At 63.9% G+C, this 18507-nt stretch carries 18 protein-coding genes; 8 read left to right on the forward strand and 10 right to left on the reverse strand.

Translation table 11 applies throughout. The annotated features are described in order from the left end of the window. From AC1DYO_RS15510 to AC1DYO_RS15545, 8 genes are all read right to left on the reverse strand, one after another. Positions 1-1005: a Rieske 2Fe-2S domain-containing protein gene (locus AC1DYO_RS15510; protein WP_477264588.1), complete on the reverse strand. Its 1005-nt coding sequence runs from the start codon at positions 1003-1005 to the stop codon at positions 1-3. Further along, positions 1002-2156 carry a GNAT family N-acetyltransferase gene (locus AC1DYO_RS15515; protein WP_477264590.1) on the reverse strand — a complete coding sequence of 385 codons (1155 nt, stop codon included), beginning with the start codon at positions 2154-2156 and terminating at the stop codon, positions 1002-1004. The genes AC1DYO_RS15510 and AC1DYO_RS15515 overlap by 4 nt, the downstream gene beginning before the upstream one ends. Then, the gene (locus AC1DYO_RS15520; RefSeq protein ID WP_477264592.1) at positions 2153-3409 is read right to left on the reverse strand and encodes a F390 synthetase-related protein; all 1257 of its coding nucleotides are present in this window, start codon (positions 3407-3409) and stop codon (positions 2153-2155) included. The genes AC1DYO_RS15515 and AC1DYO_RS15520 overlap by 4 nt, the downstream gene beginning before the upstream one ends. Continuing rightward, on the reverse strand, positions 3406-4230 hold the full coding sequence (locus tag AC1DYO_RS15525) for an MBL fold metallo-hydrolase (RefSeq protein WP_477264594.1): 825 nt from the start codon (positions 4228-4230) through the stop codon (positions 3406-3408). The genes AC1DYO_RS15520 and AC1DYO_RS15525 overlap by 4 nt, the downstream gene beginning before the upstream one ends. Further along, positions 4227-5219: an NAD-dependent epimerase/dehydratase family protein gene (locus tag AC1DYO_RS15530; protein ID WP_477264596.1), complete on the reverse strand. Its 993-nt coding sequence runs from the start codon at positions 5217-5219 to the stop codon at positions 4227-4229. Before AC1DYO_RS15530 ends, AC1DYO_RS15525 begins: the two co-directional genes overlap by 4 nt. Positions 5220-5221: 2 nt before the next feature. Beyond that, positions 5222-6163, reverse strand: a complete 942-nt coding sequence (locus tag AC1DYO_RS15535; protein ID WP_477264598.1) for a 3-oxoacyl-[acyl-carrier-protein] synthase III C-terminal domain-containing protein — start codon at positions 6161-6163, stop codon at positions 5222-5224. Between the two features lie 142 nt (positions 6164-6305). Then, positions 6306-6755: a DNA polymerase III subunit chi gene (locus AC1DYO_RS15540; protein ID WP_477264600.1), complete on the reverse strand. Its 450-nt coding sequence runs from the start codon at positions 6753-6755 to the stop codon at positions 6306-6308. 6 nt (positions 6756-6761) lie between these two features. Next, complete coding sequence (locus AC1DYO_RS15545) at positions 6762-8252, reverse strand: leucyl aminopeptidase (protein WP_477264601.1); 1491 nt, start codon at positions 8250-8252, stop codon at positions 6762-6764. Positions 8253-8625: 373 nt separating this feature from the next. Between AC1DYO_RS15545 and lptF the strand changes: the two genes are divergently transcribed. From lptF to AC1DYO_RS15585, 8 genes are all read left to right on the forward strand, one after another. Continuing rightward, entirely contained in the window at positions 8626-9825 is a 1200-nt protein-coding gene (lptF, locus tag AC1DYO_RS15550) for an LPS export ABC transporter permease LptF (RefSeq protein ID WP_477264603.1), read from the forward strand. Positions 9826-9827: 2 nt separating this feature from the next. Then, on the forward strand, positions 9828-10910 hold the full coding sequence (lptG, locus tag AC1DYO_RS15555) for an LPS export ABC transporter permease LptG (RefSeq protein WP_477264605.1): 1083 nt from the start codon (positions 9828-9830) through the stop codon (positions 10908-10910). Then, a complete protein-coding gene (locus AC1DYO_RS15560; protein WP_477264607.1) occupies positions 10910-13333 on the forward strand; it encodes an LPS-assembly protein LptD in 2424 nt (807 codons plus the stop codon). The genes lptG and AC1DYO_RS15560 overlap by 1 nt, the downstream gene beginning before the upstream one ends. Before the next feature lie 75 nt (positions 13334-13408). Continuing rightward, positions 13409-14338 carry a peptidylprolyl isomerase gene (locus tag AC1DYO_RS15565; RefSeq protein WP_181059037.1) on the forward strand — a complete coding sequence of 310 codons (930 nt, stop codon included), beginning with the start codon at positions 13409-13411 and terminating at the stop codon, positions 14336-14338. Positions 14339-14351: 13 nt separating this feature from the next. Continuing rightward, a complete protein-coding gene (gene pdxA, locus AC1DYO_RS15570; protein WP_477264610.1) occupies positions 14352-15380 on the forward strand; it encodes a 4-hydroxythreonine-4-phosphate dehydrogenase PdxA in 1029 nt (342 codons plus the stop codon). Next, positions 15377-16216 carry a 16S rRNA (adenine(1518)-N(6)/adenine(1519)-N(6))-dimethyltransferase RsmA gene (gene rsmA, locus AC1DYO_RS15575; protein WP_477264612.1) on the forward strand — a complete coding sequence of 280 codons (840 nt, stop codon included), beginning with the start codon at positions 15377-15379 and terminating at the stop codon, positions 16214-16216. Before pdxA ends, rsmA begins: the two co-directional genes overlap by 4 nt. 63 nt (positions 16217-16279) lie before the next feature. Further along, positions 16280-16588 (forward strand): type II toxin-antitoxin system RelB/DinJ family antitoxin, encoded by a 309-nt coding sequence (locus AC1DYO_RS15580; RefSeq protein ID WP_477264816.1) that lies wholly within the window; start codon positions 16280-16282, stop codon positions 16586-16588. Then, positions 16585-16878 (forward strand): type II toxin-antitoxin system RelE/ParE family toxin, encoded by a 294-nt coding sequence (locus AC1DYO_RS15585; protein WP_477264614.1) that lies wholly within the window; start codon positions 16585-16587, stop codon positions 16876-16878. The genes AC1DYO_RS15580 and AC1DYO_RS15585 overlap by 4 nt, the downstream gene beginning before the upstream one ends. 33 nt (positions 16879-16911) lie before the next feature. On the opposite strand, the gene gmk is transcribed toward AC1DYO_RS15585, so the two are convergent. Continuing rightward, the gene (gene gmk, locus AC1DYO_RS15590; protein WP_477264616.1) at positions 16912-17586 is read right to left on the reverse strand and encodes a guanylate kinase; all 675 of its coding nucleotides are present in this window, start codon (positions 17584-17586) and stop codon (positions 16912-16914) included. Positions 17587-17592: 6 nt separating this feature from the next. Continuing rightward, positions 17593-18483, reverse strand: a complete 891-nt coding sequence (locus tag AC1DYO_RS15595; RefSeq protein WP_477264618.1) for a YicC/YloC family endoribonuclease — start codon at positions 18481-18483, stop codon at positions 17593-17595. Between the last annotated feature and the right edge of the window lie 24 nt (positions 18484-18507).

Here is an 18507-nt window from a genome sequence, read left to right on the forward strand (position 1 = left end):
TTACAGCTCGATCTGGTACACGCGCGGTTCCGCTGCCGCCGGCGGTATCTTGCCGTCCATGATGGCTGCTATGTCGCGGCGCAGGAAATCCAGCGGGCCGATCGCCGGCAGCACTTGCGGCGGGATGCGGGCATTGTGGCTGGCCGATTTCAGCACCCGCCGATCCTGCTGCAGCGCGAAGGCGAAGAGCGGCCGGAAGGCCAGCGCCTTGAGCTCGCCGAACAGGCCCTGGCGCGGGCCGATCAGCCAGCCGACGCCCTCGACTGTCCGCTCGTCCGCTTGGCGCAAATGGAAGGTGGTCGCCAGCGCCAGACCGCCCTTTCCCCAATATTCCAGTTCGACGATGCCTGGATGGCGGTAACGGCCGATGGTCCTGGCGCGCTCGCCTTCCAGCAGCCGGCTGACCAGTCCCTGCTGGCGGTCCTCGCCGGTGTAGCAGCTTTCGACCCAGCCCTCGCCGCCGGTCACCTCGACGCGCACGAGATGGCGTTTTGCGGTGAGACCACGCAGCACGCCCTTGTGGGTGAAGTGGGTGTGCGTGGCGTCGAGAATATTCTCGGCCGCGTCGAGAACCGTCGATTGCGCCGAACTGCGCACGCGCTTCACGACGACATCCTTGCCCTGCATGCAGTGGAGATAGGGCTCGGCCTCGGGCGCGCCCGACGAGACGAAGACGACGCCGTCGCGCTCCATGGCGCTGTAGCGGCGGACGCGATAGTGCGGGATGTCACCGACATGGCCGGGAATGGCTGTGCAGCGGCCTTCGCGATTGTAGCGCCAGCCGTGATAGGGGCATTCGATCTCGCCGCCGATGACCTTGCCGGTCGACAGTTCGACCAGCCGGTGGGCGCAACGGTCGAACAGGGCAGCTATGCCTTGCGCCGAGCGAAACAGCACCAGCGGCGTGCCATAGAACAGGATGCGTTTCGGCCTGGCTTTGATGTCGGCGGACAGCACCACCGCCTGCCAATAGTCTTTGTCTTTTTGCTGCCGGGCTTCGCTCAAAGTTCAAATCTCCTGAGCAACGGAATGCCGATCCTCGCGAGCACAAATTCCATGATCCGCACCGCCACGCGTTGGCGGCGTGGCAGGTGGCCGGCATAGACGGCATTGTATTCCACTGTCGCCACGGCGCCACGCAAGCGTTTGAAGGCGGCGGCACCGGCGCTCATGTTGAAGAACAGGCGGTGCGTCGTAGCGTGGTCTTGCGCCATCGCCATCATCATGCGGTAGAGGCCTTCGCTCACCGGCAGGCCGGTGTCATAGCCGACGATCGGCTGCGTCAGTGTCCTGCCGTTCTTCGACAAGGCGGTGACGGCGACCAGTTCTCCGCCGGGACGACGCAGGCCTGCCAGCTTGAAGATGCCGCGACGGTGCATCTCGCTGATGTAACGGGCGGTATAGTGCGGGTTGAGCGGCGTGTATTTATCGAGATAGAGCATGCGGTAGAGTGCTTCGCAGCGCTCATAGTCCGCCTCGGTGAAGTCGGCATCGCCGACCATCTCGAAGCGCGTCGCGCGCAGCTGCTTGCGGTCGCGCTTCATGTCGTTGGTCATGGCCGGCGCGGAACCACGGCCGGCGAAGATATAGATCTGCCGCGCCGCCAGCAGACGGAACCCTTGCTGCTTCAGCGCCGAAATCGTCGAGGGATCGGCGATCTCGTTCAGCGAGCGGATGACGATGGCCCGATCGGGAAAACGCGCAGTGAGATCGTCGCGGATCGCAGCGACCGTCTTGCGGTCGAGCAGTGGCACCGGATTGGTCGAATAGAGCCAGTTGTTGACCTGCACCTGAATGTCGAGGCCGCTGGCCCTGACCAGCGGCGCGCAGAGGCCGATCAGCATCCGGATCGCTCTTTGCAGCAAAGGCACGGAGACGAAGTTGCGGGTCTCGTCGATGGCGTAGTCGATATAGGCGCTGGACGGGCAGCAGATGTAGCAGTTCGGCGCTTCGCTTCTGTCGTTCAGCGTCAGCGGAAAGGAACGGCCTGCGATCTCGAAAGCCTCGACGGCCACCGTCAGATTGCGGACGAGGTCGCGCGCCGGCACCTCGTTGAAAAGCCGCACGAAAGCGTCGACGTCGTGCGGGCTGTTTTCCACCCGGTCCACTTGCCCAAGTCCCAACAGGGTGGGCTCCAATGCGGCAGGCTGGTTCACGGCGCCGCTCCCAACCGGCATTCGACGCGGCGTAGTTTACGGCCGGTCTCGAGCGGCAAGTCCTTGCGCACAAGGCTAACCGAAGCCGTCGTCTGGCGCGCCGACAGCAAATTGCGCACGGCCTGATGGGCGGCGGTGGCGGCTTCATCGGCAACCCCGGGGGCCAGGCTGAGTTCGATTGAATCGGGTGCAGTCTGGACCAGGCGGAAATCGTCGATGCGCCTGTCGGCCTTGAGCACAGCATTGCGCAATATGTCGGGCGTCACAAGAATCTGCCCATGTGGCGACGCGAGCCGGAAGGCATCGTCCATGCGGCCGACGATCTCATCCACCGTGCGCAGTGGCGAGCCACAACGGCATGGTGTTTCGGACAGCCGCAGCAAATCGTTCATGCGGTAGCGCGCCATGATCTGGGTCTGGCGGCGAAAGGCGGTGACCAGCGGCATGACCAGGCCGCTGCCGGCCGGCTCGAACTCGAAGTACACCGAATCCTCTGCCAGATGCAGCCCACCCTTTCGGCACGTGACGGCGAACAGCCCTTCGGTCGCCATGTAGATCTGGTCGAGCGGACGGCCGAAGAATGCCTCGATGACCGGCCGGTCGACCGGATCGAGCGTTTCGGCGGCGCTGAAGACACGCTTCGGCTTCAACCGAAAGTTTTCGGCCGCGAAATGCCGCAGGATCTTCGGCGGCGCGATGATCACCGTCGGCGCGAAATCTTCGAGGGCGGAGCGCCAGCTCTCCGGCCCGCGCGTCAGGTCGAAGAAGCCGAGATCGATGCGCCGCGATTTGCGGGCGCTGTCGTAGAGCCCGGTATTTTGCGGCAGGATCACCGCCACGCGCTGCCTGCGCCAGAGCAGATCGGGCACGGCCTTGGCCAGGATCGTGCCCAGCCAGCGGTATTTTTCCGCCTCGGAAATGACGAACAGGCCGCGATTGCCCGACGTGCCGGTGCTGGCGCCAACCGTCAGATCGCCGATGCGGCCATCGCCGGCCTGCGCCTTCCAGGCCTCGGCGGCCGAGACGCCCTGGATGTTGAAGCGCTCGAAATTGGCCATCAGCGTCGGCTTGTCGGTCACCGGCAGATCGCCGAGATGGAGCGGCGCCTTGCCGTAGAACGGCGCGCGCGGCAGGTCGCGGTCAAGAAAGCGGCGCAAAGCATGCGCCTGCCAGCGCTCGAAACTCTCGCGGCTCTTGCGCGAGAGCCATCGCGTCAACACAAACGAGCCAATTGCCTCGGCCGGACCGTTCATGCGCCCTCTCCGGCAAGATCGTAGGCCGTCACCGCCGGATCATGGCAAAGCACGATCTCGCCGCCGGTTGCCAGAAACCGGCGCAACATCGCGCTGGTCGGCTCGAGTGCGGCGGCATCCTCGGCCAGCAGGGTAGCCGGCAGACCGGGTGTCCGGCTTTCGACAAGGGCTGCGATCAGCCATTGCGCATCGATGGCATAGAGCAGCGGCCGCTCCAGATTGGGGAACAGCAGGCCGAACTGGCCATCGGCATGGCCGGGCAGATCGACGGCGACGACGCTACCGTCGCCTAACAGATCGGCGCCACCGGGCACATCACCACGAGACTCAATTTGCTGCTTCGACGACAGCCCGTCGAGCCGCGCCTCGAAGTCCGGTGGAAACAGTTCCTTGAAAACGCCATGGCGCAGATTCTGCCACGCCGTCTTGGCCTTTGCCCGCGCCCAGGCAGCGTCATTGGCGATGAAGCGGGCGTTGGGAAACAGAGGCAAGCCGGACATGTGGTCGGCATGGAAATGGGTGACGATGACGGTGCGAACATCTTCCGGCGACAGGCCGAAACGCGCCAGCACCGGCTGCGGCTGCTCGGCTTCGTTGAGCTCGGGCCGGAGGATCGCACTGTAGAGACGCAGCGCCGTGCTGCGCCCGCTCCCTTGAGTCACATGCGGCGTGTAGCCGGTATCGATCAGCACCGGGCCGGCCTGCGGATGCAGGATCAGCCCGTAGCGGACACGCAGCCCGACCTTCGCCCAGCTGCCACCGCGCAGGATCAGGCGTTCGGCCGCGCTGACAAAGGCGCTGTTGGCGAAGACGATCTTCACGCCGCTCCCTCCGTCGCCTTGCCGAATGTGCGATCGAGCCCTTCCTCGAACGACACTTTCGGCGCCCAGCCGAGGATGCGGCCGGCCTTGGTAATGTCGAGGCTCTGCGCATAGGCGAACAGGCCAAGACCGTAGCGCGTCACCGGCGGTTCAGGCCGGCCGGGCAGAAGCTCAGCCACCGTCTCCGCCAACCCGGCCGCCAGCATTGCCGGCAAAAGCGGCATTTTCCGCCAGCGCGGCCGCACGCCGGCGCGGGCGCAGGCCGCCTCGGCAATGCGGCGCACCGGCACCACCTCGCCGCCGGAGATGTTGAAAATCTGACCCTCGGCGGCACTGCCGGCAGACAGTGCGGCAAGCACCGCGTCGACGACGTCATCGATGTGAGTGAGATCGATGCGCGCCTTGCCGTCGCGAAACAGCGGTAGCGGGCGCTGCCGCGCCACCTGCAACAAACGCGGCAGCAGCGTGCGGTCGCCGACGCCGTATATGCCGCGCGGCCGTAGCACCACCGGGCCGGTTTCAGTCGCCGCCAGCACGATCTCCTCAGCCTGCCGCTTGGTGCGGGCATAGTGGTTGACCGGCGGAGGCAGGCCAGCATCTTCGCTGACGCCGAGCTGGTCGCGATAGGCAAAACAGACTGTCGGGCTGGAGATATGGACGAAGCGGCGCACGCCTTGCCGACGTGCGAAATCGACGAGGTTGCGGGTTGCCACGACGTTGGCCGTCTCGAAATCCGCCAGCCTGCCGAAAGGCGCCGACAGGGCAGCGCAATGGATGATCGCATCGACGCCGCCGAGCGCGTGATCGGCAGCAGTATCGAACGGCAGGGACAAATCGAGGCGGAGGACCTCATGGCCATTGGCTTCGAGCGCAGCGCAGCGGCTGACATCGCGACCAAGGCCAAGCGCCGGCCTGCCCGATGCCGCCAGCCGCGTCATGACATGGGAACCGAGAAAACCGCTGGCGCCGGTGACGAGCACGCGCGCCACGGTCAAGCTTCCAGCGCCATGCCGCCGAACGACACGCCAGCCGAGGTGCCCAGGAACAGCACTTTGGCGCCTGGCGCAATACGCCGCTCACGGCGCGCGATATCGAGCGCAAACGGAATGGAAGCGGCGATCTGGTTGCCGTGGTGGGCGGCGATGTCGACGAGCTTTTCCTTGCCGAAGCCAGTCTGGCGCGCCATGTGCGCGAGCGCGAAGGGGCTTGCCTGATGAGGCACGACGACATCGACATCGTCGCGCTGCCAGCCGGCTCGATCGAGCAACTCCGCCACAAAGCCGTTGAAATGGCGTGAGGTAACACGGAACAGTTCTTTGCCGTCCATCTGGAACAGGCTGTGGCGGGCGAATTCCTCCGGCTGGCTGTGAAAGTCGAAACGCGTGCCGCCGGAACCGATGCTGCAAGCTTCGTAGGCGGAAGGGTAGGTGCGCATCAGATTGGCCGCTACCCTGCCTTCTCCGGGCGCTGCCAGTTGCAGGACCGCTGCCGCCGCGCCATCGCCGAACAGGGCCGCGATTTCCGGTTGGTCCTGCCACGGCAGACCGCGCGACGCGATCTCGGAAGAAAACACCAGCGCGGTGTGGCACTGCCCGGCCTCAATCAGCCGCGATGCGGTCTCGAAGGCGGTGAGAAAGCCGAGGCAGGTGCTGTTGACGTCGAAGGCGGCGGCCGATCCGTCCGCCAGGCCGAGGCGCTGCATGACCAGCGGTGCGGTCGCCGGCAGCGGCTGGTAAGGCACGCCGCAACCGCCAATGACCAGATCGATGCTGCTGGCCCCGAGCCCGGCGTCGGCAAGCGCGAGGCGCGCCGCCGCGCAGGCAAGGTCAACCTGCGACTCGGCCTCGCAGACATAGCGTTCGATAACGCCGGTGGCAGCTTCGAGATGGCCATCATCAAGCCCCAGCCGCGCATCGAGAGAACGCGACGTCACGCATTGAGCCGGCACGGCTCGGCCGGTTCCGATGATCTTGACCCGCATTCTCAGCCCGCCGCGTGAGTTGCGCTTTTCGCAATCCTTAGATCGGATCGTTCTGACATAACAGCGTCGTTTTCAAGACGCGCCGGCAAAGCGCTTAAGCCTTGCGCTCCCAGCGCCGGTCGGGCGTCTGCTGCCAGTAGGTCACGGCGTGGCCGGCCTCTTTCAACGTCTTCCAGTGCGTCCGAGCCCCTTCGACCTGGGCTGCGTCATGGCCGTCGAACAGGAACACTGCACGTTCATAGCCGGCGAGATCGGCGGGTGCTGCGCCGTCGACGAGGAAGCGTATCTGCGCCTGGTTGGGATTGACGTCGCTTGTGGTCAGAAGGATCGGCTGCTCGGCGGGATAGGCTTCGCGGTCGGTCGCATGGGCCAGGAACGAATCGTCCCTGAACGTCCACAGGTGCTGGTCGAGCGCGTCACGCCGTTCCTCGGTTCCGGTCTGCACCACGGCGCGCCAGCCGCGATCGACGCTGCGCTCGAGCAGGCCGGGCAGCGCATCCTCCAGCGTCGATTCGGTCAGGTGGTAGAACAGGACATCGGCCATATCAGCCTATCCCTCGTAATTGTCGCGCACCAAGCGGTCGAGCAGCCTGACGCCGAAGCCCGAGCCCCAGGACTGGTTGATCTCGCTCGGCGGCGAGCCCATCGCGGTGCCGGCGATGTCGAGATGCGCCCATGGCGTTTCCTTGACGAAGCGCTGCAGGAACTGCGCGGCGATGATGGCGCCGCCATAACGGCCGCCAATGTTCTTCATGTCGGCGTTCTTGGAATCGATCAGCTTGTCGTATTCGGCGCCGAGCGGCATGCGCCACAGCCGCTCCTGCGTCGCCTGGCCCGCCGCCGTCAACCTGTCCGAGAGTTCGTCATTGTTGGCGAATAGACCGGCATAGTGCTGGCCGAGCGCGACCATGATGGCGCCGGTCAGCGTCGCCAGATTGACCATGAATTTCGGCTGGAAGCGGTCGTTGCAGTACCACAGCGCATCGGCCAGCACGAGGCGGCCTTCGGCATCGGTGTTGAGCACTTCGATGGTTTGGCCCGACATCGAGGTGACGATGTCGCCGGGGCGCTGGGCATGGCCGTCTACGGCATTTTCCACCAGCCCGATGATGCCGACGACATTGGCCTTGGCCTTGCGCGCGGCCAGCGCCTGGATGAGCCCGATGACGGCCGCGGCACCGCCCATGTCGCCCTTCATATCCTCCATGCCGGAAGCCGGCTTCATCGAGTTGCCACCGGTGTCGAACGTGACGCCCTTGCCGACGAAGGCGACCGGTGCGTCCTTGGCCTTGCCGCCCTTCCATTGCATGACAGCCATGCGGGCGCCGCGCGGCGAGCCTTGCGCGACACCGAGCAGCGAGCCCATGCCGAGCTTCTTCATTTCCTTCTCGGTGAGGATCTCGACTTCGACGCCAAGCGCTTCCAGTTCCTTGGCGCGGGCTGCGAATTCGACCGGGCCGAGCGCATTGGCGGGTTCGTTGACCAGGTCGCGCGCGAGAAGCACGCCGTCGATGACCGCCACTTCGTCGGCGAAGGCCTTTTTCGCGGCGGCCGGATCTGCGGTGTGGATGGTCACCTTGATCGGCTTCTTCGGCTCGGCGTCTTCCTTGTCCTTCCTGGTCTTGTATTTGTCGAAGGAGTAGCTGCGCAGAATGATGCCGGCGGCAAGGTTCGCCGCTTGCCTGCCGCCGATTTTTGCGCCCGGCACATCGAGAATGACGGCCACTTCGGTCGCCTTGCGCAGGGACGCGGCAATGGTGCCGCCAAGCTTTAGCCAGGCAAAGTCATCGAGGCTGGAGAGTTTGCCGGTGCCGACCGCCAGCAGCCGGTCGAGCGATGTCCCCTGGGGCGCCAGCACTTCGACCACGCTGGCGAATTTTCCGGAAAAATCCGCCACCGGAAACGCCCGCGCCAGCGTTCCGTCTGGATCGCAAGCCTTTGCCGGTTCGCCAACACCGCCATCGTCGGCCGCCAGCACGAAGACGCTGCCCTTTTTGGGCGCGGCAAATTTGGCGAAGGCGATCAACGGTCTCAAAGTCATCAGGTCCTGCTTTCGGAAACGGCTCGGATTTTCAGGGAAGATGCGTTTTCAGGGAAGATGCGCGACATTTGGTCGTTTTCCTTCATTTGGCAAGACTTTGCCGGAATCGGGGCCCATATGCGCTGTGGAATCGATGACGATTCGTCGCGGCACGGCCCCGCTTTCCTGCCGCAACCTGTTGTTAACCATCGATGTTCTCCCTTTCTTATCCATTGCCGCCGACACTCCGGCCCGCGGGACGGGCGATGTGGGACGGAAATCGGATCGATCCGCCTGAAAGAAATGGCCAAACACACCCAGTTGTACAGGCGCAGCCGGACGACTACCTTGTCTGCGGGCATGATGCCGTTCGGCAAATCGAGAAAAGCCTTACATGAAGGTCGTTGAACGCTACATCATGCGTCGCGCGCTGGCGGTGTTTCTCGCCGCGCTGATCTGGACACTGGCCATTGTCTGGACGACGCAGGTGCTCGCCCGCATCGACCTCGTCACCGACAGCGGCCAATCGGCGCTGACTTTCTTCGAGGTCGCGGCCCTCATCATCCCCACTATCATCCCGATCGTGGTGCCGTTCGCCCTGGTGGTGGCGGTTGCGCAGACGCTCAGCGTCATGAACTCCGATTCGGAACTGGCCGTCATCAACGCCGCCGGCGCCTCGCGCTGGACGATTGTGCGGCCGGTCCTGCTGATCGCGCTGGCGGCCAGCGTCTTTTCCTTCGCCGTCGACAATGGCATCGAACCCTATGCCAGGCAAAAGAACCGCCAGCTGATCGCATCCTCGCGCGCCGATCTTTTGTCGCTGATCATCCAGGAAGGCACGTTCCGCAAGATCGACGACGGGCTGTTCCTGCAGGTCGGCGAGCGGCTGCCGGACAACCGGCTTGGCGGCATCTTCGTCGCCGATTCGCGCGAGGAAGGCGCCAATCTGATCTATTATGCAAAGAGCGGCAGCGTCGTCGAAAAGGGTGACGAGAAGGTGCTGATGATGAATGACGGCGTCATTCATCGCAAGACGCTGACCGGCGACCTGTCGGTCATCCGCTTCACCTCCTACGCCTTCGACCTGTCCGCCTTCATGTCGGCGGCGAACGACATCCTGCTCCTGCCCAAGGACCGAACGACGCAGTACCTGTTCAACCCGGACCCCAACGACAAAATCTTCCAACGCAGGCCCGGCGCCTACAAGGCCGAGCTCGACCAGCGCTTTTCCGAATGGTCATACTCGCTGGTGTTCGCGCTGATCGCGCTTGCCGTGGCAGGCGATGCGCGTTCGCACCGCGAGGCGCGCATCCACCCCCTGATCACAGCCATTGCCATTGCGCTGTTGGTGCGCTGGCTGGGCTTCTTTGCCGGCGGGAAGGCCGACAAAATCCCGCAATATGCTTATATGGTCTATGGCGTGCCGATCGTCGCCTCGGCGGTCGCCATCTGGTTCATCGTCACCTCGCGAAGCATGGAACTGCCCGATCGCTGGGCCGACTGGATGACGAATTTCGCCGGTCGCGTCGGCGATGGCTGGACGGCGCTCAAGTTGCGTTTGACCCGGCGCTACACATCCGGCCAGGGAGCCTGACGATGGGCTGGACCTTGGGCCGCTACTTCTTCTTTCGCTACGTGTCGATCACGATCTGGTTCTTCATCGGCCTTCTGGCGCTGGTGTTCCTGATCGACTTCACCGAACTGTCCGGCCGCATCACCGGCTTGCCGGGCTTCACCTATGGCACGGCGGTCGCCATCTCGGCGCTGAGGATGCCGATGATCATGCTTCAGACGGTGCCGTTTGTCGGCCTGTTCTCGGCCATGGCGACGCTGGTGTCGCTCAATCGCAAATATGAGCTGGTGATTGCTCGTTCGGCCGGTGTGTCGGCCTGGCAATTTCTGTTGCCCTGCTGCATCGGTGCGCTGTTATTCGGCGTGCTCTCGGTCGGCGTGCTCAATCCAATCGCCGCACACGGCTTTTCCTGGTCGGAGCAGATGGAAAACCAGCTGCGGTCCGGCAATTCGAACGCGGTGGCGGCCGATGCCACGCCGTGGATCCGCCAGAAGACAAGCTCCGGTGACACCATCATCGGCGCCCGCGCCATCCTCAACCAGGGCCTGGAGATGGCCGACGCGGTGTTCTTCGTCCTCGATCCGCAAGGCAATATCCTCGAGCGCAAGGACGCAGCGCGGGCTTTCCTGCGCGACGGCTACTGGGAATTGCAGGACGTGAAGGTATTCAAGGACGGCAACATCCGCTCGGAAACGACCGACCAGTTGCCGACCAACCTCAAGCCGGAGTTCGTGCAGGAGCGGCTGGCGCGCCCCGAAACCATCCCGTTTTACGAGCTTCCCGGCAAGATTGAGGTTGCCCGCTCCTTCGGCCTCAAGGCAAATGCCTTCGCCATGCAGTTCGATTCGCTGGTGGCGTTACCGTTCCTGCTTGTGGCCATGACGCTGATTGCGGCAACAGTTTCAATGCGATTTGCGAGGATGGGGCAGTCGGCAACGATGATTCTGGGTGGCGTCCTCGCCGGCTTTCTGCTTTATGTCGTTTCGGTATTGGTCAAGGCATTCGGCGTGGCGGGATTCGTGCCCACAGCCGTAGCTGCATGGGTTCCGGTTGTCGTGGCTATGTTCTTTGGGGTGACATTCCTGCTATACAAGGAAGACGGCTAGTGAGGGACGCGGCTTTGCGCAGCCATAGGCAGGCCGGTTTGGCGCGCCTTTATTCGGCGAGCGCCTTGGCATGCTTGCTCGCCTGCGGCGTGCTGACGGCCCCCGCGCTGGCGCAGGACGTCACCGACGTGGCAACGAAAGTTCCCTCCGGCACCCAGATGCTGCTGGCGGCCGACACGCTCGTCTATAACAACGACAACCAGACGGTCACCGCCGTCGGCGGCGTCCAGATCGACTACGGCGGCAACAAGCTCGTCGCCCAGCGTGTCGTGTATGATCGCAACACCAAGCGGCTCGTCGCCAGCGGCAATGTCGAGATCGTCAACAGCGACGGCACCAAAATCAACTCGCAGCATATCGATATTACCGACGATTTCGCCGACGGTTTCGTCAATGCGCTGCGCGTCGAAACCCCCGAAAAGGCCTATTTCGCCGCCGAAAGCGCCGAACGCATGGGCGGCGTGCTGACGACGTTCCACAACGGCGTCTATACGGCCTGCGAACCTTGCGAGGACAAGCCGGACAAGGCGCCGACCTGGCGGGTCAAAGCCAGGAAGATTATCTGGAACGGCGAAAAGAAGACGGTTCGCTTCGAGAACGCGAATTTCGAATTCTTCGGCTTCCCGCTGGCCTATCTGCCGGCGTTCGAGATCGCCGACCCGACGGTCAAGCGCAAAAGCGGCTTCCTCATCCCCGGCATCTCCTTCAACTCCGATCTCGGCGTCGGCGTCCATGTCCCCTACTATTTCGCTTTGTCGCCGACCTACGACCTCACCGTCACCGGCAGCGGCTATACCAAGCAGGGTTTCCTCGGCGAGGCCGAGTGGCGCCAGCGCTTCAACAATGGCCAGTACACGCTCAAGATTGCTGGCATCCGTCAGGAAAACCCTGACGAATTCGTCGACGACCTCGGGCGCAACGTTAATTCTGGTGAAGCAGGCGACCCCAACAAGTTCCGCGGCATGATGGGCACCAAGGGCCAATTCGCGATCAATCCGCGCTGGGATTTCGGCTGGGATATCCTGCTGCAGAGCGACAAGAATTTTTCGCGCACCTATACGATCGACGGCTACAACGATTACGTCCACCAATCCTCTGTCTACCTGACCGGCCTCAACGACCGCAATTATTTCGATGTGCGCGCCATGCGCTTCCAGGTTCAGGAAAACACCCTGGACAGCAATCCCGCGGCGCGGGGCGACAAGCAACCCTGGGTGCTGCCGTCGCTCGACTATGCCTATATCCCCGACATGTCGGTGGGCGGCGGCCAGCTGTCATTCAACGTCAACGCGCGCATCATCCGCCGCGACGATCTCGATCTAGCCTATTTCGACCCCAATAATGTGCCGGCCTCGGGCGTCCAGCGCGTGCGCGGCATCGAGGGCGAATCCGGGCGCTTCACCGCCGAAGCCGAATGGAAGCGCACCTTTACCACCGATGGCGGTTTGCAGCTGACGCCGCTTCTGGCTCTGCAGGGCGACGTCGACTATCTCAATGCTTCTTCGGCCTCGCTGACTGCGATAAACCAGATGGCGACAAATGTCGGTGCCGCCGACGACATGCGGTCATCCTTTGCCCGCTATATGGCGACCGCCGGACTTGAAATGCGCTGGCCGGTGCTGTTCTCGATGACCGGCTCCAGCCATATCGTCGAACCGATGGCGCAGGTCTTCATGCGCCCAAACGAACAGTATGTCGGCGGCCTGGCTGTTCCCAACGAGGATGCGCAGAGCTTCGTCTTCGACGCCACGACACTGTTCGAGCGCGACAAGTTCTCCGGCTACGACCGCGTCGAAGGGGGCAGCCGCGCCAATGTCGGGTTCCGCTATTCCGGCGCCTATGACAATGGCTGGGGCACCAACGCCATCTTTGGCCAATCCTACCAGTTGGGCGGACGCAATTCCTTCGATTCACCGGATCTGGTCAATGCGGGTGCCGATTCCGGCCTGGAGACTTCGACCTCCGATTATGTCGGCCTTATCGGCTTCAGTAGCCCGAGCGGCTTCTCCGGTTCGTTCAGCGGCCGCTTTGACGAGCAGAGCTTCGAAGTTCGACGCGCCGAGGTGAAGGCAGCCTATTCTGGCCTGCCGGTTTCGCTGAGCGCCAAATACGCCTTCATCCAGGCGCAGCCGCTCTACGGTTTCACCACCGATCGCCATGAAGTCACGCTCGGCGCCTCGACGCATCTGGCTCAGAACTGGCGCGTCTTCGGCACCGGCACCTACGACCTGCAGCAAAGCGTGCTGGTCAAAGACGGCGTCGGCTTCGCCTATAATGATTCCTGCTTCACCTATCTGATGACGTTCTCGGAATCGCGCGACCTCATCACCAGGGAAGTGTCGCAGAATGTCGGCTTCAACCTGTCGTTCCGCACGCTCGGCGATTTCGGCTCGTCACAAAGCTCGATCGACACCATCCAGTAGAGCCGGCTGACGACATCGTTTTGCCGCATAGAGCGGGCACGGCATTCGCTCATCCAAAACCGGGCTAGAATTGGGATGCTTTCGATGAGGAAATACCTGTTTTCGGCAGGATTCGCGCTCCTGGTAGCGGCGACCTCGGTCTCAGTTACCATGATGACGCCGCCGGCCTTCGCCAGTGAAATCAAGTATGTCGTCAACAACATGCCGATCACCACCGGCGACATCGCGCACCGGGCTGCCTTCCTGAAACTGCAGCGCAAAAAGGGTGATGCCGGCCAGGAAATGATCGACCAGACGCTGCGCATGGCGGAGGCCAGGCGCCTTGGCATCCGCATTACCGACGCTCAGGTCGAGGCCGCCTATCAGCGCTTTGCCTCGACCAACAAGATGCAGCTCAAGCAGCTCGACGGTGTCATGGCGCAGTCTGGCGTGACCAAGGAGCATTTCAAAGAATTCATCCGCGCCCAGATGGCGTGGAACCAGGCGCTGAGCGCACGCTATAGCGGCGGCGGCGGGCAGGTGAGCGAACAGGACCTGGTCAAGCACATGCTCGAAAAAGGCGGCGCCAAGCCGAGCGCCACCGAGTACATGCTGCAGCAGGTGATCTTCGTGGTTCCGAAGGCCGAGCGCAGCGCCACACTCGCCAAACGCAAGCGTGAGGCCGAGGCCATGCGCGCCCGCTTCAACGGCTGCGCCACCACACGTGAATTCGCCAAGGGCCTCATCGACGTCACCGTTCGCGACCTCCCCCGGGTGCTGGCGCCGCAACTGCCGCCGGACTGGGCCGAGCAGATCAAGGCCACCAAGCTGGGCGGCGCCACGACCGTGCGCGAGACCGATCGCGGCATCGAATTCATCGGAATCTGCTCGTCACGTGAGGTTTCCGACGACAAGGCTGCCCAAATGGTGTTCCAGAGCGAAGGCAGCGGCGACAAGAACGCCGACGAACTCTCGGCCAAATATGTCGAGGAGCTGAAGGCGAAAGCCAAGATCGTCACGCGCTGAAACCGGCCTAGCCGTGCGTGTGACAGAGCTTCCACTGGCACTGAGCGTCGGCGATCCGTCCGGCGTCGGGCCGGAAATCGCCATTGCCGCATGGCAGAGCGCCCGCGGTTCGGGTGCAGCCCCCTTCTATCTTCTCGCCGATCCGGCGCTGATCGCCGCGCGGGCGCGGCGGCTCGGCGCCGAGGTGGCAATCGTGGAGACGGTGCCGGCGCAAGCAGCCGATGTCTTTCAACACGCTTTGCCCGTGGTGCCGCTGGCGGCTCGCTTCACCGACAATCCCGGCCGGCCCGACCCGGCCAATGCCGCCGGCACCATCGAGGCCATCGATCGCGCCGTCGCCGACTGCCTTGCCGGGCATGCGGCCGCGGTCGTCACCTGTCCGATCGCCAAGAAGCCGCTTTATGATGCCGGCTTCGGCTTTCCCGGCCACACCGAATATCTGGCGCATCTGGCCTCTCTCCACACCGGTGGCGTGGTGACGCCGGTGATGCTGCTCGCCGGCCCCGAATTGCGCACGGTTCCGGTTACCATCCACATTGCGCTGGCCGAGGTGCCGAAGGCGCTGACGACGGAGCTGATCGTTGCGACCTCGCGCATCACCGCCGCCGATCTTGCAAACCGTTTCGGCATCGCCAGGCCGAGGCTCGCGCTTGCCGGCCTCAATCCGCATGCCGGCGAAAGCGGCGCCATGGGAACGGAGGATGAGCGCATCATCCGTCCGGCGGTAGACATCTTGCGCGCGCAAGGCATCGACGCTTTTGGACCGCTGCCGGCCGATACGATGTTTCATGCGCGCGCCCGCGCCGGCTACGACGTGGCGATCTGCATGTATCACGACCAGGCGTTGATCCCGGCCAAGGCGCTGGCCTTCGACGAGGCGGTCAACGTCACGCTTGGCCTGCCGTTTATCCGCACCTCGCCCGATCACGGCACAGCCTTCGACATCGCCGGCAAGGGCGTGGCACGTCCCAACAGCTTGATCGCGGCGCTGAAGCTGGCCCGCCGGCTGGCCGATACCGGCACAAAGGTCGCAGCCGCATGAGCATTGATGGGCTACCGCCACTGCGCGAGGTGATCGAGCGCCATGGGCTGCAGGCGAAGAAGGCGCTCGGCCAGAATTTCCTGCTCGACCTCAATCTGACCGGCAAGATCGCGCGCGCCGCCGGCAACCTTAGCGACAGCACGGTGATCGAGGTCGGCCCCGGCCCCGGCGGGCTGACCAGGGCGCTGCTCTCTGCCGGTGCCCGGCGCGTCATCGCCATCGAACGCGACGAACGCTGCCTGGCGGCGCTTGCCGAGGTCTCCAACCACTATCCGGGCCGGCTTGAGGTGATCAGCGGCGACGCGCTGAAGACGGATTTTGCCGCTCTTGCCAATGCCGCGTCGCAAGGCGGCGGCCCGGTGAGGATTGCCGCCAACCTGCCCTACAATATCGGCACCGAGCTTCTGATCCGCTGGCTGACCGTCACCGACTGGCCACCCTTCTATCAATCGATGACGCTGATGTTCCAGCGCGAAGTGGCCGAGCGCATTGTCGCTGGCGCCGGCAGCGAGGCCTATGGCCGGCTCGGCGTGCTGGCCGGCTGGCGGACCGAGGCGAGGATAGCCTTCGACGTGCCGCCGCAAGCGTTCACGCCACCGCCCAAGGTAACCTCCTCGGTGGTGCATCTGGTGCCGCGCGCCAGCCCGCTGGCAACGGATGTAAAAAAACTCGGCCGCGTGACTGAAGCCGCCTTCGGTCAACGCCGCAAGATGCTGCGGCAGAGCGTGAAGGGCCTGGGCGGTGAGGCGTTGCTGATGCGCGCGGGCATCGATCCAACCCGGCGGGCGGAGACGCTCAGCGTTGAGGAATTCGTGCGGCTGACGAATGCGGTTTGACCGCCGGCGCTGGCCTAGCAATCGTCATTCAAACGCATTACATTGATGTCAAAGGAGATTGCCATGCCAGCAAATGCACTGGTCCAGACGCGTATCGACGCCGACATCCGGGATCGGGCTTCGGCGGTGCTCGAAAGCATGGGGCTGACGGTCTCGGATGCGGTGCGGATATTGCTTACCCGAACCGCCAACGAGGGCGCGCTGCCCATCGATCTCGTCACAAACAACGAGGCCTATGATGCGTGGTTTCGCGCCAAGGTGCGCGAAGCGCTCGACGACACCCGACCCAACATTCCCGACGATCGAGTCGAGGCGCATTTTGCAGAGAGACGCTTAGCGGCGCGGCGCGCGGCTGGTGAACCTAAACCTTGAAGATCGTCTGGTCGCAATTCGCGCTTTCAGATCGCGACGGCATCTTCACGCATATCGAGGCTGACAATCCTGCGGCCGCGATCGCCGTCGATGAACGGATCGTCGCCGCGATCAGCCGTCTTCGAGACTTTCCCCAAAGCGGCCGGACCGGCCGGCTCGCTGGGACTCGAGAGCTTGTCATCGTCGGCACGCCATACGTGGCAGCCTATCAGCTGACCGACAGCATGATTCGAATCCTGCGCGTACTTCACGGAGCGCAGCGTTGGCCGGACGATCTGCCAGACAGCTGATGTGATTAGATTACCCAACGGTGGAGGAGCTACTCACTCCGTCTTCTCGTCTAATAGCCCCGACACGAAATCGAACAGCCCAGGCCGGCGGTCGCGCCTGAGCCGCTCGGCAATGACAATGCCGCGCACTTCGGCGAAGGCGCGGTCGAGATCGTCATTGACGATGACGAAGTCGTATTCCTTCCAGTGCTCGATCTCGTTGCGGGCGTTCTTCAGCCTGGTCTCGATTACGTGCTCCTGGTCCTCGGCGCGGCGCTTGAGGCGTGCCTTCAACTCCTTCATCGACGGCGGCAGGATGAAGATCGAGACGATGTCGGCGCGCATCTTCTCCTTGAGCTGCTGGGCGCCTTGCCAGTCGATGTCGAACAGCATGTCGCGGCCTTGCGCCAGCGCCAGTTCGGCCGGCTCGCGCGGCGTCGCATAGCAATTGCCGTGCACCTCGGCCCATTCCAGCAGCGCATCGGAATCGCGCAGCCGTTCGAATTCGCGCATGGTGCGGAAGTGGTAGTGGACGCCCTCGATCTCCGAGCCGCGGCGTGGCCTTGTGGTGACCGAGACCGACAGTTCCAGACTGCCATCGCTTTCCAGCAGGTTGCGCGCGATCGTCGACTTGCCGGCGCCGGACGGCGACGACAGGACCAGCATCAGCCCGCGGCGGCGAATGCGGGACCCCAGATCCCTGGCAACCATCGGCTCCTTGGCACCCATTTTGGGTTACTCCAGATTCTGGACCTGTTCGCGAAACTGGTCGACCACCGCCTTGAGCTCCAGCCCGATGGCGGTGACTGCGGCGGCGTTCGACTTCGAACACAGCGTATTCGATTCGCGGTTGAATTCCTGCGCCAGAAAATCGAGCTTACGGCCGATGGCGCCGCCATTTGCCAGCAGCGCCCGGCCAGACGCCACATGTGTCTTCAGCCGGTCGATCTCTTCGCGGATATCGGCCTTGGTTGCGAGAAACGCCGCTTCCATGTGCAGCCGGCCGGCATCGAGATTGGCCGACGCATCCATCAGCAGCCGCACCTGTTCGGCGATCCGCTCGCGGATTGCCGCCGGTTCGCGCGACGGGTCGGCCTCGGCCTTGAGCGTCAGCGCCTCGATGGCGTCGATGTGGCCGGAAAGCAGCGAACGCAGCGCTTCGCCTTCGCTTTGGCGCGCCTGCTCGAGGCCGGTGAGCGCCGTTTCGAGTGCTGACAGGATCACCGCATCGAGCGCTGCCCGTACTTCCTCGGTTTCGCTGGTTTCGGGAATATCGAGCACGCCGCGCAGGGAAAGCAGGCCGTCAGCCGTTGCCGGGGCAACACCGAACTGGTCCTGCAGCCGCTTGGCCAAGCCGGCCAAATCCCGGAGGAAGACGTCGTTGACGACCGGCTGCACCTGCTGGCCGGCGGCACGGCCGACGGTCAGCGTCGCCTGGAAATTGCCACGCGAAAAGCGCTTCTGCAGCGTCTGCCTAACAGCCGGCTCCAGCCGCTCGAAACCTTGCGGCAGCCGCAGCCTGACCTCGACGCTCTTGCCGTTGACCGACTTGACCTCCCAGGCGATCGAGGCGCCGTCATGTTCGGCGACGGCGCGTGCAAACCCGGTCATGCTCTGCAAATTCATGATGCGGCTCTTGTCTCCCTGATG

The organism is Mesorhizobium sp. P2_F5 (assembly GCF_056403715.1).

Bases quoted from the DNA above. Each gene is read 5' to 3' on its own strand.
- AC1DYO_RS15520 (WP_477264592.1), bottom strand. From the start codon at position 3,409: ATGAACGGTCCGGCCGAGGCAATTGGCTCGTTTGTGTTGACGCGATGG.
- AC1DYO_RS15540 (WP_477264600.1), bottom strand. From the start codon at position 6,755: ATGGCCGATGTCCTGTTCTACCACCTGACCGAATCGACGCTGGAGGAT.
- AC1DYO_RS15545 (WP_477264601.1), bottom strand. From the start codon at position 8,252: ATGACTTTGAGACCGTTGATCGCCTTCGCCAAATTTGCCGCGCCCAAA.
- lptF (WP_477264603.1), top strand. From the start codon at position 8,626: ATGAAGGTCGTTGAACGCTACATCATGCGTCGCGCGCTGGCGGTGTTT.
- lptG (WP_477264605.1), top strand. From the start codon at position 9,828: ATGGGCTGGACCTTGGGCCGCTACTTCTTCTTTCGCTACGTGTCGATC.
- AC1DYO_RS15565 (WP_181059037.1), top strand. From the start codon at position 13,409: ATGCTTTCGATGAGGAAATACCTGTTTTCGGCAGGATTCGCGCTCCTG.
- rsmA (WP_477264612.1), top strand. From the start codon at position 15,377: ATGAGCATTGATGGGCTACCGCCACTGCGCGAGGTGATCGAGCGCCAT.
- AC1DYO_RS15580 (WP_477264816.1), top strand. From the start codon at position 16,280: ATGCCAGCAAATGCACTGGTCCAGACGCGTATCGACGCCGACATCCGG.
- gmk (WP_477264616.1), bottom strand. From the start codon at position 17,586: ATGGGTGCCAAGGAGCCGATGGTTGCCAGGGATCTGGGGTCCCGCATT.
- AC1DYO_RS15595 (WP_477264618.1), bottom strand. From the start codon at position 18,483: ATGAATTTGCAGAGCATGACCGGGTTTGCACGCGCCGTCGCCGAACAT.